We start from the raw sequence: 13,145 nt of genomic DNA on the forward strand, positions 1-13,145 counted from the left end.
GATACTAAGGCATCCAAGTAGGTACGCCTTGCTTTCATATCATCCAAAAGTTGGGCATGATGGTGAGCATGCCCAATCCTATTCTTGACGCCGCGGCGGGTGTGACTCCGCACCGCCGCCCTGTTTGGTTCATGCGCCAGGCTGGACGTTCCTTGCCCGAGTACCGTGAGATTCGTGAGGGGGTCAGCATGTTGGACAGTTGCTTCCGCCCCGACATGCTGGCGGAAATCACGTTGCAGCCGGTGCGACGCCACGATGTGGATGCTGCGATTTTGTTCTCTGACATTGTGGTGCCGCTTAAAGCTGCAGGTGTTCGTGTAGAGATCGTCCCTGGCCGTGGCCCGGTCATGGATCATCCGTTGCTTACTCGCCAAGATATTGAGAACCTGCCCATTCTGGACCACGATGTCCACGAGGTTGCTGAAGGCATTGGCATCATTCGCGAGGAGCTGAACGACGCGCAAACGCTGATTGGTTTTGCTGGTGCGCCCTTTACGTTGGCGAGCTACTTGGTTGAAGGTGGCCCGAGTAAGAACCATGAGAAGACTAAGTCGCTGATGCACCAAGACCCTGAGTCGTGGCATCTACTGATGCAGCGTTTGGTTCCTACTATTGTGCAGTTTTTGCGTACTCAGATTGATGCCGGTGTGCAGGCTATGCAGTTGTTTGATTCGTGGGCTGGCTTTTTGTCTGAGCGGGATTATCGTGAGTTTGTGCTGCCCTATTCTATGGAGATCCTTGCGCAGGTTGGCGATGTTCCTCGTATTCACTTTGGTGTGGGCACTGGGGAGTTGCTGACGGCGATGAGTGAGGCTGGTAGCGAAGTGGTGGGCGTCGATTGGCGGGTGCCGCTTGATGTGGCTGCGCAGCGGATGGTGTCGCCGAAGGTGCTGCAGGGTAATTTGGATCCGGCTATTTTGTTTGCTGGTGAGGATGTTATGCGTCGTGAGATCGCTCGTATTTGTGCGGAGGCGGATCGTGCGATTGCTGCGGGTCATGCAACTGGCCATATTTTTAATCTTGGACATGGCGTTTTGCCGAATACTGATCCTGATGCGATTACTCGTGCTGTCGAGATAATCCATACTTTCTAGAGAAGGACTTTCAACGTGCGTATTGCAATCATTGGTGCGGGGCTTGCGGGTTTGACTGCGGCGTATGGTCTTCGTGACCATGATGTTTCGGTTTTCGAGGCGACTGACCGTATTGGTGGCAAGCTGCATACGGTTGCGTTTCAGTCTGGCCCTACGGATATGGGTGCGGAGGCGTATTTGGCGTTTCGTGAGGATACGACGGCCTTTTTTAAGGAGTTAGGTCTTGAGGTTGTGTCGCCTTCGGGGTTGCCGTCGTTGTTGTATGTCAATGGTGAGTTGCATCCGATGCCGATGAATACGGTGATGGGGATTCCAGGCTCGTCGAAGGGTTTGGAAAAGTTGGTGAGCGCGGAGACTGCCGCGCGTATCGACGCCGAATCTGATTCCATGGACTGGCCCCAGGAGGTGACTCTGGGGGAGGTTTTGCGTGAGCGCTTTGGCGACGACCTCGTGGATCACGTGGTGTCGGCGTTGCAGGGTGGCGTGTATTCCTCTACTTCTGATGATCTTTCGTTGCGGGACACGGTTCCGCAGTTGGCGCGTGCGTTGGATCGTCTGAAAGAAGAAGGCAAGCCAGTCACAATTACCGCTGCGGTGCAGTCGATTATGGCTGATCGTGAGAAGCGTAATAAGGCCCGTGGTTATAAGCCGAGTGTGTTTGCGGCTTTCCCTGGTGGTTATGCGGAGCTGTATGAGGCGCTGGCGGAGAAGTCGGGTGCGAAGATCCACATTGATGCCTTTATTACTGGCATTCAGTGGAAGGATGGGTTCACGCTGACGGGTGCTGAGGGAACCTTTGACAAGGTGATTGTGGCGGTTCCAGCTCCGACGGCGGCGATGTTGTTGAAGTCTGTGGCACCGGAGGCGTCGGCGTTGCTGAAAAACATCAAGTTGGCGAGCTCTGCGGTGGTGGGTATGAAGTTCGATTCCGCGGAGGGGCTGCCGGATAATTCGGGCATTTTGGTTGCGACGGATGCAGAGGTTACTGCGAAGGCGTTTACATTTTCTTCGAAGAAGTGGCCGCATTTGGGGCAGCGTGGTGGCGCGTTGGTGCGTGCGTCGTTTGGCCGTTTTGGTGATGATGCCATTGCGCGTGCCGACGAAGACCTGCTGGTGGATACCGCACTTGATGATCTTCAGACTGTTACGGGTTTTGATGGCCGTGCGGCTGGGCTGTCGGAGATATATGTGCAGCGCTGGTTCGGTGGCTTGCCGGTGTACGGGCCAGGGCATAGCGATCTTGTGGCTGCGATTAAGGACGCACTGCCAGAGGGTATTTATGCCACTGGCGCTTGGGCCGATGGCGTGGGTGTTCCTGCGGTGATTGATTCTGCAACTAAGGTGGCAAAGCTACTGGAAGATCACTGAGACGTGGCCGGCGTCGATAAGCGTTGTGATCTTCATGTCGGATAGGATGGTCGGCATGACTTCTACGCAACGATCTCAGGAACTTTTCGCGCGCGCTCAGCAGTTCACTCCCGGTGGTGTGAATTCCCCTGTGCGCGCTTTCGGCTCAGTGGGCGGCCACGCCCGTTTCATTCATTCGGCGAAGGGGTCCAAGCTTTACGACGTAGACGGCAACGAGTACGTCGATTTGGTCTGTTCGTGGGGCCCAATGTTGTTGGGTAACGCGCACCCAGAGATTGTTGAGGCTGTGCAGAAGGCCGCAACCAACGGTTTGTCTTTCGGTGCTCCGACGGAGGCCGAGGTCAAGATCGCGGAGATGATTGTGGATCGTACTTCTGTGGAGGAAGTGCGCATGGTCAATTCTGGCACTGAGGCTACGATGTCGGCGGTGCGGTTGGCTCGTGGCTTTACTGGTCGCCCGAAGATCATCAAGTTTGATGGCTGCTACCACGGCCATGTGGATGCGTTGTTGGCTTCGGCGGGTTCGGGCGTTGCGACGTTCGCGTTGCCGGATTCCCCTGGTGTGACGGGCGCGTCGGCTGCCGATACCATCGTGGTTCCTTATAACGATATTGAGGCAGTCCGTGCCGCTTTTGAGGCGCATCCTGATCAGATCGCTTGTGTGATTGCCGAGGCCGCCGCCGGAAACATGGGCACGGTGGCACCGCAGGATAACTTCAATGTCAAGCTCAAAGAGGTAGCGCATGAGCATGGTGCGCTGCTGATTTTGGATGAGGTGATGACGGGCTTCCGTACCTCTTATAACGGCTGGTATGGCGTCGATGGTGTTGCAGGTGACCTCACCACGTTTGGCAAGGTGATTTCCGGTGGTCTTCCTGCTGCTGCTTTTGGTGGTCGCGCGGATATTATGCGCTACCTTGCCCCTGAGGGTCCTGTGTACCAGGCGGGTACGTTGTCGGGCAATCCGGTGGCGATGGCGGCTGGTATGAAGTCGTTGGAGCTTGCTACGCCTGAGGTGTATGACACGGTGCGTGCTAATGCGGACCGCTTGGCTGGGTTGTTGCATGAGGCTTTGGATCGTGAGGGTGTTGCGCACCATATTCAGCGTGCTGCCACGATGTTGTCGGTTCGTTTCGCTGAGGGCGAGGGCCACAACTTTGATGATATGAAGGCTGCGGATACGTTCCGGTTCCCTGCGTTTTTCCATGCGCTGTTGGATAACGGAATTTATGCGTCACCTAGTGTTTTTGAGACGTGGTTTGTCTCTGCGGCGTTGACCGACGATGATTTTGACAAGATCGAAAAGGCGCTTCGCCCCGCAGCTCAAGCCGCAGGAAAGGCAAAATGACAACTACTATTGTTCACCTCGTCCGCCACGGAGAGGTTCATAATCCTGAGCGTATTTTGTACGGCCGGATCCCTGATTATCACTTGTCCTCACGTGGCCGCAGCATGGCGGCGCGCACGGCGGCGTCGTTTGCTGGGCATGACGTGGTGGCGTTGTATTCCTCTCCTTTGGAGCGCGCCCAGGAAACGGCGCAGCCATTCGCGGAAACTCTGGGCCTCGACGTGCGTATCGACGATCGCCTGTTGGAGGCGGGTAACCAATTCGAAGGCCTGCGTGTTAAGGGTTTTCGCTCCCAACTGTGGAATCCAGTTCGCTGGCCGCTCATGGTCAATCCGTTGCTGCCAAGCTGGGGTGAGCACTATGAGGACATTGCTGAGCGCATGATGGATGCGATTTGGGACATCCGCGAGGAGGCCGAAGGCCACGAGGCGATCATCGTGAGCCACCAGCTTCCTATCGTGTGCGTTCAGCGCCACGTTCAGGGCAAGTTTTTGGCGCATAATCCAGCAGTTCGCCAGTGTGATTTGGCCAGCGTCAGCTCGTTGGTGTTCCGTGGCCGCGATGTTGTCGACTACATCTACACCGAACCAGCGCAGGAGATTTAGATGAAAAAACTCGTGTGCGTGCTTGCTGCTGCCATGCTGCTTTCTGCGTGTGGTTCAGCAGGTCAGGATGCGGTAGCTGTGGGCGGAACATTCCAGTTCCATTCGCCTGGTGGCAAGACGGAAATCTTTTACGATGAGGGCGAGCGTGCCCCTGTGAGCGAGATCCGTGGCGAGGGTCTTACCTCCGATCCCGTATCCTTGGCCGATTACAAGGACAAGATTGTGGTGCTCAATGCGTGGGGGCAGTGGTGTGCTCCGTGCCGTAGCGAGTCGGATGATCTCCAAGAAGTACACGAGTATCTGGGAGACAAGGGCACTGTTGTGGGTATCAATGTGCGCGATTACAGCAAGAACATTGCCCAAGACTTTGTCAAAGATAACGGCATCACCTATCCCAGCATTTACGATCCACCGTTTAAAACCGCAGCTCAGCTGGGTGGCGTGCCCGCTTCTGTTGTTCCTACTACCATCGTTTTGGATAAACAGCACCGCCCAGCGGCAGTGTTTCTCCGTGAGGTAACTGCCCAGGATCTGATCAAGGTTATTGATTCTCTCTCATGAATATTCTCGCTAGTGGACTAGGGGAAAGCGTCGCAGATGTCGCTTCCTCTGGTCCTCTCCTTTTAGGTATTTTGGCCGCTGCATTGGCAGGTTTTGTTTCCTTCGCGAGTCCTTGCGTCATCCCGCTTGTTCCTGGTTACATGTCCTATCTTGCAGGCGTTGTGGGCGCAGAAGTCGAGCTCAGTGAGACTGGCCCTCGGGTGCGCACTCGTCGATGGCGAGTTGTTGGTGCGGCTTTATTGTTCGTCCTTGGGTTCACGGTGGTATTTACTTTGGCCACGGCCACTGTTTTTGGTGCGATTAGTGCTCTGACATTAAATGCTGGCACTTTGATGCGTATCGGCGGTGTGGTCACTATCGTCATGGGACTTGTGTTCATGGGTGCGGTTCCGATGTTGCAGGAAGAGCACCGTTTTTCTCCTCGTCGGTGGTCGACAATTCTGGGTGCCCCGCTTCTGGGGGGAGTTTTCGCTTTGGGCTGGACTCCATGTTTGGGGCCTACGCTCGCCGCAATTATTTCTGTTTCCGCAGGTACTGAGGGTATGACCGCGTTGCGAGGTGTGCTGCTCATTATTGGTTATTGCGTGGGTTTGGGCATTCCTTTCCTTATTGTTGCGTTGGGTTCTGCTCGCGTGATGATGGGTCTGCGTAAGTATTCCCGCATTATTCAAATCATCGGTGGTTGTGCGTTGGTTTTGGTGGGGCTGGCGTTGGTGTCTGGGCAGTGGGCTCATTTTGTTAACTGGGTACGTCAATGGACCGTCGAGTACGGTGCCACGTTGATTTAAGAGGAATCATGGTGCGTTATTTAAAAAAGGCTTGGAATTGGCTGACCAGTATGCGTACGGCTCTTGCCCTGTTATTCATTTTGGCGGTTGCCGCTATCCCTGGGGCTTTGTTGCCTCAGCGGTCGCTCAATGAGTCAAAAGTTATTGAGTACATTCAAAACAACGGCAAGATTGCGGAGATCTACGACAAGCTTCAGCTTTTCGACGTTTTCAGCTCGACGTGGTTCAACGCTATCTTCGGGTTGCTGTTTCTTTCGCTTATTGGCTGTATCATTCCGCGTTCGTGGGATCACTACAAAGCTATGAAGACGCAGCCGGTCCGAGCACCTAAAAACTTGGATCGCTTGCCAATGCACGGGGTGGGGAGCGTCGATAAGCCTATCGACGAAATCGACATCCGTAGCCACTTCAAAGGCTGGCACGTGGCGGAATACTCCGCGGACCAGGACCGTGCTGGCGCTGTTTCGTTTTCCGCTGAGCGCGGCTATCTGCGTGAGTTTTTCAACCTGACTTTTCACCTCGGCTTGGTGGGAATGCTGGCTGCCATCGCGGTGGGCAAGATGTTCTCCTATGAGGGGCAAGTCATTATTGTTACTGGCGATGAAAAGAGCACCGAGTTCTGTAACACGGCTACCGCTAACTATGATTCTTTCCGCGCCGGGCCGGTTTTCGATGGCACTGGGTTGAATCCGTTTTGTTTTGTGGCGCATGATTTTACGGCTGATTATTTGCCGAATGGTCAAGCTAAGATGTTTAGCTCGAATGTGTCGTATGCGCAGGGTGATCGAATTTTCGATGATGTTTCTACGTGGGATGACTATTCGCTGCGTGTGAATCATCCGCTGCGTATTGCTGGCGACCGCGTGTATTTGCAGGGGCATGGTTATGCGCCGACGTTTAGCATTCAGTGGCCTAATGGTGAAAAGCGTACGCAGACTGTGCAGTGGCAGCCAACGGATCCGACTTTCTTCTTGTCTGATGGCGTGGTGCGTTTTGATCCACCGGCGGGTATGTATGACTCGGTTTATGACCGTCGCCAGCACCAGCTTGCTATTCAGGGTCTTTTTGCCCCGACTGCTTCGTGGGAGGGGGAGAACCATGAATTATTAACGTCGCGGTTCCCTGCGATGACGGATCCGGCCGTTGCTATCGACATTTACCGTGGTGACAATGGCCTTGATTCCGGTAAGGGGCAGAATCTCTTCAAGTTGGATACCTCACTTGTGCATTCGGGACAGTTGCAGCGTTTGGAGCGGGTTAACCTCACAAAGGGGGAGTCGGTCACACTTGATGATGGCACCGTTGTGACATTTGAGGGTGCTGAGGAGTTTGCGAATTATCAGATCAGTCATGATCCCACGCAGGTATGGACTCTTTTGTTCTCGATTATTACTTTGGGCTCGCTTGCAGGTTCCTTGGTGATTAAGCGTCGTCGTATTTGGGTGCGTTTGCGTCCGGTAAGCCCATCGGTTACCCAAATTGAGACGGGTGGTTTGGCGCGTACCGACCGTGCAGGTTGGGGCGAGGAATATGACAGAATTCACCGTGAAATTCTCGGATTGCCGGATCCAGAGTATTCTGATCCGGAGCTAGGGAGATAAGAGGTGCTATGAACGTCAACTCGAACCTTGCGCAGCTATCAGATATGGCTTTCGCATCGAGCTTCGTTATTTACTTCATCGCGTTGGTGTTATCCATCGTGTACTACATGAAGGTTAAGGGAATCATTGATCAGCGCCGTGAAGGCCTAGAGCCCTCCACGGCATCGGCGGATAAGTTCGCTGGTATGACGCAGATGATTGCGTGGCTTGGTGTTTTTGTCCACATTGCTTCCGTGGTGTTGCGTGGTTTGTCGGCGAGCCGATTCCCTTTCGGAAACCTCTATGAGTACATCTTGGTGATCAGCGTGTTTGCCGTTGCTGTGGCTGCTGGTTTCTTGCAGCGCCATGAGCTTCGGGTTATGTGGCCGTGGGTGCTTACCCCAGTGTTGGCCTTGTTGTTTTACGGCGGTACTAAGCTGTATGCGGATTCCGCTCCGGTGGTTCCTGCTTTGCAGTCCTTCTGGTTCCCGATTCACGTATCGACGGTTTCCATTGGCGCGTCGATTGGTTTGATTTCTGGGGTGGCGTCCTTGTTGTATCTGCTGCGTATGAGCAAGAACAAGCGTCTTACGGCTTTAACGTCGCCGTTGCCTTCTGCTAAGACGTTGGATGCGATTGCTTACCGTACGGCCATTGTGACTGTGCCAGTTTTTGGTTTGGGTATTGTTCTTGGTGCTATTTGGGCGGAGAGTGCGTGGGGTCGTTTCTGGGGTTGGGACCCTAAGGAGACTGTCGCGTTTATTACTTGGATTTTGTATGCGGCTTATCTGCATGCTCGTGCTACCGCAGGGTGGCGTGACACCAAGGCCGCATGGATCAATATCGTGGCATTGTTAACCATGGTGTTTAACTTGTTCTTTATTAATATTGTGGTGTCAGGCCTGCACTCTTATGCTGGCCTGAATTAGAGCGTCCGGATGAGCTCGTGTACGCGGGCGAACTCGTCGTTGACTATCTCGTAATATGCCCATTTGCCACGTTTGTGGCGGGTGACGAGGTTGGCATCGGCGAGTTTTTTCATGTGGTGTGTGACCGTGGGCGCCGAGACGGCAAGTGCCTCTGAGAGATCGACACAGCAGAGTCGTTCGGGATTTTCTGCTACCAAGTAAAGCAGTTGGAGGCGCGTTGGATCTGAGAGCACCTTAAAAAGGGCGGCCGCCTTAACGGATTGCATACATGAACTATATAGGCAAGGTTAGGCTAAGTAAAACGGCTATTCTTGCTCTTTATCTCGTTTTCTTTTCTTGTATTGTTCGAGCTCGAGCTTCCACAGGAAATCCTCATCATCGTCAGGCCCTTTGATTTGTGGCGGTTCGGGGGATTTCCAGGTTTTGGGCCCGAAAGCTTTCCATAGCAGTACGATTGCTGCGATAAGAACAAGGAGAATAATGAGTCGGCCCATGGTTTCCTTTTCCGGTAGGGTCTTGTGGGTGGATGAAATAAAAAAGCCTGTCATAGACCCTACCGTGAAGTCTGAGGCACGAAAGGCTGTAGTCGTTTATGGTCTTGCACGGTTTATTCTCTTTGTTGTGCTTACCGCGGTTATTCAATTAATGGCGGTGGCTATTCAGGCGCCTGTGCCACTGTTGATTTCGGCTACGTTAGCACTGATCGTTGCTATGCCGCTATCTGTTTTCCTTTTTAAGGGTGTTCGGGTTCGCGCCACTCAGGCTGTGGCTTTGTGGAGTGAGCAGCGCAAGGCGGAAAAGGATTGGGTTAAGCGAGAATTATCAAACCGATAGTGGTCAGTAGTGACCATGCCAGCATGGCTTTTCCGGTGGTGCCAAGGACGGGGATGAGATCCTTTCCTGTGGCACCATTTTTTACGGGCTGTGCAGCTTTGACCGCTAGGGGGAGTGCGAGTAAACCTAGCGATCCCCAAGAGAAAAACGATATGGAAGCGAGAAACGGCAAGGTGATGAGCACGTAATACAGAATGCGGGTTGTGGGATCGCCGAGTCGGACGGCAAGGGTGATCTTGCCGGATTCTTTGTCTGTGGGGATATCGCGCAGGTTGTTTACTAGGTTTACTCCTGCGGACATTGCGCCGATCGCAACCGAGCAGGCGAATCCTGTGTATGTGACGTGCCCAAGCTGGGTGAATTGTGTGCCCATGATTGCGACTAGGCCGAAGAAAATGAAGACGGCAACCTCGCCAAGTCCGCGGTATCCGTATGGATTTTTTCCGCCGGTGTAGAACCATGCTCCCGCGACGCATAGGAGGCCGATTGCTATGAGCCACCATGCGCTGGTGAGGGATAGGGCAATTCCTGCGATGCCGGCGAATCCGAAGGCGATAAATGCTGCGCGTTTTACTGCTGCCGGCTCGGCAAGTCCGGATCCGGTGAGGCGGAGGGGACCGGTGCGGTCGTCATCCGTGCCGCGGATGCCGTCGGAGTAATCGTTGGCGTAGTTGACCCCGATGATGAGGGCCCAGGCCACGATGAGTGCGAGTAAGGCTTTCCACCATACGATTCCGGCCCCGGCTGCACCGGTTCCCACGATGACGGGCGCGAAGGCGTTTGCCCAAGTGTGTGGGCGAGCGCCTTCTTTCCAATCGGCAAAGGTTGCTTGAGACATGTTGTCTATTCTTCCATTGCGTTTCTTGTGTGGTTAATTTATAGTTGGATAGTAACGAACAATTGTTCGAACCCGCAAGTGGGGGTAGATGTTAGGGCCGGGTGCTATGGTGCCTGTATATAGTGATTTTAAGGGGGAAATATGGCTTTTTATCGTTGTTGCGATATTGGGGACGAGTTCGCTTGTGAAGAAATATTGCTCAATCAGTTCGAATATCAAAGATGGCTTCGTGTGCAACCTCATCCAGACGATGATGTCACTGCTTATTGCTCAGCGTTGGGTGCGCGCATTGATAAAACGGAGCACTTTGTACTCCGGCGTATCGACGCAATCTCTACACTGCTAGAGCTTAAAGGGCTGCATAAGCTGTTTCTTCAGTTGTGGCATCTTGATATGCCGCGCCTGATGGCCATTGCTCAGGCATTAGGCGGGGTACGCAAGGAACACTGGCCAGATATTGATGCGGTATTGGTCAAGATGTTGACTCCTACTCGTGATCGGCAACATTTGCCCGGTCCGAGAAGGATTGTCAATGTGATCCGCCAGCTCCTTGTAGAGCTGGAGCAGGCCCACGTAGTAGAGGAAAAAGAAGTGCGTGCGATGTTTTATGACGCAGGCACGGGCAAAACTGGATTAGATATTGTGCTTTCGGATGCTTCTGCTGAGGTGATTCGTGAAAGTATCGCGGAGACAAAGCGGGTGCATTCCTGCGATGATGAAGCTGCGCTGGTCATTTTGGCTACGGGTGGCGGTGTCCGCATTAAGTTATTCCAGCCAAAGATGAGTGACGCGGTTTATACCCTTAGTGGTGCTCGCGTGCCCGATTCCATTGCGGTGGGGCTTGAAAAGAAATACCACGATATTGATAAAGCGGAGCAAGCATCGACCAACGCCTACGCGTTCCCAGCAACTATGCGTGATTACATCCAAGCACGCGATGGGCATTGTCGGTTCCCAGGTTGTATGGTTCCTGCTTCGCACTGCGATATAGACCATATCGAGGAGTATGACGCAGGAGGAAGGACCACTCCCAACAACGCCCAATGCTTATGCCGGCACCATCACAACCTCAAAACGTCCAAAGCCGTGGATTGTGTCTCCGCGAATGGAATCGCGGTGGACTGGATCATGGCTGATGGCACGGAAGTGACAACAGCTGCAGAGGGGGTGATGTTTGGGCAGAGTTTTGCTCAGCGGGTGGAGGCGCGGACTAAGCGCCGCGATGCGAAATTGAAGTATCGAACATCTTGAGTACTGCTTGGCGGTTTACTTTGCCAGGCCCAATGAGTGGCAACTGGTCTACACGGCGGATGTCTTTGGGCAATTGCCAGCGCGGCAGGTCATCAAGAGCGGTGATGATCTCGGTGGGATGGGCGCTTCCTTCGTATGCGGCTACGATGGCTTGCCCCAAGCGTCGATCTGGTACGCCCACAACGCATACTCCTGAAACACCGCGGACGCTCAGGATTTGCTGTTCGAGAATTTCGGGATGGATTTTTAGTCCACCTGAGTCGATGATCGTATCCACACGTCCAGTAACAGTGAGCACGCCGTCAGTGATTGTGCCGGTGTCGGAGGTGATGAACCAGTCTCCGAATTCTTCACCGTTGCGGTATCCGCGCGCCACCATTGGTCCGCCGAGGTGGATTCGTTCGCCGACAACGCGAACTTTGGCACCGGGGATGGGGCGACCGTTATATACGCAGCCACCGGAAGTTTCGGAGGAACCGTAGGTTGTTACAACGTTGATCCCGAGTTCTTTCGCGGCGCGGAGGTCGTCGGCACGCAAGGGTGCTCCGCCCACAAGGATCGCGGCGAAACGTCGTAACGATTCAATACCTTCGAGGGTGTCCATGGCTTTGAGCAACTGCATGGGGGTCAACGATGTGTAGGTTGTGTCGTCCAAAGTGTTGGCGATGCGTGCGAATTCGGAAATGTTGAACCCGTGGGAGACATCGAGAATAAGGGGGTCGTACCCAGCAATTAGTGATCGAATAAGTACCTGGATTCCGGCAATGTGGTAGCCAGGCATAGCGAGTAGCCACTGTGCTTCTCCGCCGAGGTACTGGTGGGTAGCGTCGGCGGATGAGACAAGGTTGGCGGCGGTTAGAAGTGCGCCTTTGGGTGTGCCTGTGGAGCCGGAGGTGGCTACGACGAGAGCGATGTCGTCGTCGATGGGCTGTCCGGCTTTCAGGGTGCGGCTAAGCAGCTGGTCGTTGGGCGGTACCGGCAGGTAGCAGCGTTCGCCAGCTATCGCGGCCTCGAGCTCATCGAGGATCTCATTGGGATGTGCGGGGACGATGAGGGGTTCGAGGATCATGCTGAAAATTTTAGAAGTAATAAGGGAAGCGTGACCAATCGGGGTCGCGTTTTTCAAGGAAGGAGTCGCGGCCTTCTACGGCCTCGTCGGTCATGTAGGCCAATCGGGTGGCCTCGCCTGCGAAGACTTGCTGTCCCATGAGTCCGTCGTCGGTGAGGTTGAAGGCAAATTTCAGCATGCGTTGCGCGGTAGGGGATTTGCCGTTGATTTCGCGTCCGACCTGGATGGCTTCGTCTTCGAGATCGGCATGGTCAACGACGATGTTGACGGCACCCATCCGTTGCATAGTTTCGGCATCGTAGGTGCGGCCTAGGAAGAAAATTTCGCGGGCGAATTTCTGGCCCACCATTTTGGCGAGGTACGCGGAGCCATATCCAGCGTCGAAGGATCCGACATCGGCGTCGGTCTGCTTAAATTTGGCGTGTTCGCGAGACGCGATGGTCATGTCGCAAACGACGTGAAGGGAGTGTCCGCCGCCTGCGGCCCAACCGTTGACTACTGCGATGACTACCTTGGGCATGGTGCGAATCAGGCGTTGTACTTCGAGAATGTGGAGGCGGCCGGCTTGTGCGGGGTCGCCTTCGTACTGGTAGCCTGCACGTCCGCGGATGCGTTGGTCGCCGCCGGAGCAAAATGCCCAGCCGCCGTCTTTGGGTGAGGGGCCGTTGCCGGTAAGGAGCACGGTGCCTACGTCGGAGGTTTGGCGGGCGTGATCGAGTGCGCGGTAGAGCTCGTCCACGGTGTGCGGGCGAAAAGCGTTGCGTACTTCGGGGCGGTCGAAGGCGATGCGGACGATGCCTTCTTCGCTGTGGCGGTGGTACGTGATGTCGGTGAGGTTGTCAAAGCCTTCGACTGGCTTCCAAAGTTCTGGATTCATAAG

At 54.4% G+C, this 13,145-nt stretch carries 15 protein-coding genes; 10 read left to right on the top strand and 5 right to left on the bottom strand.

Annotated features, from left to right (window positions below; translation table 11 throughout):
• Positions 1–56: 56 nt before the first annotated feature.
• From hemE to ccsB, 8 genes are read left to right on the top strand one after another with little or no spacing between them, the layout of a single operon-like run.
• Entirely contained in the window at positions 57–1,094 is a 1,038-nt protein-coding gene (hemE, locus tag AT687_RS01590; protein WP_014301366.1) for a uroporphyrinogen decarboxylase, read from the top strand.
• 15 nt (positions 1,095–1,109) lie between these two features.
• Entirely contained in the window at positions 1,110–2,462 is a 1,353-nt protein-coding gene (locus tag AT687_RS01595) for a protoporphyrinogen oxidase (RefSeq protein ID WP_014318619.1), read from the top strand.
• 55 nt (positions 2,463–2,517) lie between these two features.
• Positions 2,518–3,810 (top strand): glutamate-1-semialdehyde 2,1-aminomutase, encoded by a 1,293-nt coding sequence (gene hemL / locus AT687_RS01600; RefSeq protein ID WP_014318620.1) that lies wholly within the window; start codon positions 2,518–2,520, stop codon positions 3,808–3,810.
• Complete coding sequence (locus AT687_RS01605; RefSeq protein WP_004566627.1) at positions 3,807–4,415, top strand: histidine phosphatase family protein; 609 nt, start codon at positions 3,807–3,809, stop codon at positions 4,413–4,415. The genes hemL and AT687_RS01605 overlap by 4 nt, the downstream gene beginning before the upstream one ends.
• Positions 4,416–4,976: a TlpA disulfide reductase family protein gene (locus tag AT687_RS01610; RefSeq protein ID WP_014318621.1), complete on the top strand. Its 561-nt coding sequence runs from the start codon at positions 4,416–4,418 to the stop codon at positions 4,974–4,976.
• A complete protein-coding gene (locus AT687_RS01615) occupies positions 4,973–5,764 on the top strand; it encodes a cytochrome c biogenesis CcdA family protein (RefSeq protein ID WP_014318622.1) in 792 nt (263 codons plus the stop codon). Before AT687_RS01610 ends, AT687_RS01615 begins: the two co-directional genes overlap by 4 nt.
• A gap of 8 nt (positions 5,765–5,772) precedes the next feature.
• The gene (gene resB / locus AT687_RS01620; RefSeq protein ID WP_014319767.1) at positions 5,773–7,365 is read left to right on the top strand and encodes a cytochrome c biogenesis protein ResB; all 1,593 of its coding nucleotides are present in this window, start codon (positions 5,773–5,775) and stop codon (positions 7,363–7,365) included.
• Between the two features lie 8 nt (positions 7,366–7,373).
• On the top strand, positions 7,374–8,273 hold the full coding sequence (gene ccsB, locus AT687_RS01625; protein ID WP_014318624.1) for a c-type cytochrome biogenesis protein CcsB: 900 nt from the start codon (positions 7,374–7,376) through the stop codon (positions 8,271–8,273).
• Here the strand turns inward: ccsB and AT687_RS01630 are convergent.
• Both AT687_RS01630 and AT687_RS01635 read right to left on the bottom strand, forming a co-directional pair.
• The gene (locus tag AT687_RS01630; protein WP_014301373.1) at positions 8,270–8,539 is read right to left on the bottom strand and encodes an ArsR/SmtB family transcription factor; all 270 of its coding nucleotides are present in this window, start codon (positions 8,537–8,539) and stop codon (positions 8,270–8,272) included. The genes ccsB and AT687_RS01630 overlap by 4 nt on opposite strands.
• 39 nt (positions 8,540–8,578) lie before the next feature.
• Entirely contained in the window at positions 8,579–8,767 is a 189-nt protein-coding gene (locus AT687_RS01635) for a hypothetical protein (protein WP_010934285.1), read from the bottom strand.
• Here AT687_RS01635 and AT687_RS01640 point away from each other — a divergent pair.
• On the top strand, positions 8,766–9,107 hold the full coding sequence (locus AT687_RS01640) for a DUF4229 domain-containing protein (protein WP_014316345.1): 342 nt from the start codon (positions 8,766–8,768) through the stop codon (positions 9,105–9,107). The two genes, AT687_RS01635 and AT687_RS01640, sit on opposite strands and share 2 nt — an antisense overlap.
• On the opposite strand, the gene AT687_RS01645 is transcribed toward AT687_RS01640, so the two are convergent.
• Positions 9,082–9,945 (bottom strand): 1,4-dihydroxy-2-naphthoate polyprenyltransferase, encoded by an 864-nt coding sequence (locus AT687_RS01645; RefSeq protein WP_014318626.1) that lies wholly within the window; start codon positions 9,943–9,945, stop codon positions 9,082–9,084. The genes AT687_RS01640 and AT687_RS01645 overlap by 26 nt on opposite strands.
• A 141-nt stretch (positions 9,946–10,086) precedes the next feature.
• On the opposite strand from AT687_RS01645, the gene AT687_RS01650 reads away from it, so the two are divergent.
• Complete coding sequence (locus AT687_RS01650; RefSeq protein WP_014318627.1) at positions 10,087–11,196, top strand: HNH endonuclease signature motif containing protein; 1,110 nt, start codon at positions 10,087–10,089, stop codon at positions 11,194–11,196.
• Here the strand turns inward: AT687_RS01650 and menE are convergent.
• Positions 11,156–12,265, bottom strand: coding sequence for an o-succinylbenzoate--CoA ligase (gene menE / locus AT687_RS01655; protein ID WP_004566641.1), 1,110 nt, complete (start codon positions 12,263–12,265; stop codon positions 11,156–11,158). The two genes, AT687_RS01650 and menE, sit on opposite strands and share 41 nt — an antisense overlap.
• Before the next feature lie 10 nt (positions 12,266–12,275).
• Complete coding sequence (locus AT687_RS01660) at positions 12,276–13,142, bottom strand: 1,4-dihydroxy-2-naphthoyl-CoA synthase (RefSeq protein WP_014318628.1); 867 nt, start codon at positions 13,140–13,142, stop codon at positions 12,276–12,278.
• Positions 13,143–13,145 lie beyond the last annotated feature (3 nt).

The organism is Corynebacterium diphtheriae (assembly GCF_001457455.1).
GTDB classification, from domain to species: Bacteria; Actinomycetota; Actinomycetes; order Mycobacteriales; family Mycobacteriaceae; genus Corynebacterium; species Corynebacterium diphtheriae.

Coding starts and splice junctions, on each gene's coding strand:
- hemE (WP_014301366.1), top strand. CDS start 57: ATGATGGTGAGCATGCCCAATCCTATTCTTGACGCCGCGGCGGGTGTG.
- hemL (WP_014318620.1), top strand. CDS start 2,518: ATGACTTCTACGCAACGATCTCAGGAACTTTTCGCGCGCGCTCAGCAG.
- AT687_RS01605 (WP_004566627.1), top strand. CDS start 3,807: ATGACAACTACTATTGTTCACCTCGTCCGCCACGGAGAGGTTCATAAT.
- AT687_RS01610 (WP_014318621.1), top strand. CDS start 4,416: ATGAAAAAACTCGTGTGCGTGCTTGCTGCTGCCATGCTGCTTTCTGCG.
- AT687_RS01615 (WP_014318622.1), top strand. CDS start 4,973: ATGAATATTCTCGCTAGTGGACTAGGGGAAAGCGTCGCAGATGTCGCT.
- resB (WP_014319767.1), top strand. CDS start 5,773: ATGGTGCGTTATTTAAAAAAGGCTTGGAATTGGCTGACCAGTATGCGT.
- ccsB (WP_014318624.1), top strand. CDS start 7,374: ATGAACGTCAACTCGAACCTTGCGCAGCTATCAGATATGGCTTTCGCA.
- AT687_RS01630 (WP_014301373.1), bottom strand. CDS start 8,539: ATGCAATCCGTTAAGGCGGCCGCCCTTTTTAAGGTGCTCTCAGATCCA.
- AT687_RS01640 (WP_014316345.1), top strand. CDS start 8,766: ATGGTTTCCTTTTCCGGTAGGGTCTTGTGGGTGGATGAAATAAAAAAG.
- AT687_RS01635 (WP_010934285.1), bottom strand. CDS start 8,767: ATGGGCCGACTCATTATTCTCCTTGTTCTTATCGCAGCAATCGTACTG.
- AT687_RS01645 (WP_014318626.1), bottom strand. CDS start 9,945: ATGTCTCAAGCAACCTTTGCCGATTGGAAAGAAGGCGCTCGCCCACAC.
- AT687_RS01650 (WP_014318627.1), top strand. CDS start 10,087: ATGGCTTTTTATCGTTGTTGCGATATTGGGGACGAGTTCGCTTGTGAA.
- menE (WP_004566641.1), bottom strand. CDS start 12,265: ATGATCCTCGAACCCCTCATCGTCCCCGCACATCCCAATGAGATCCTC.
- AT687_RS01660 (WP_014318628.1), bottom strand. CDS start 13,142: ATGAATCCAGAACTTTGGAAGCCAGTCGAAGGCTTTGACAACCTCACC.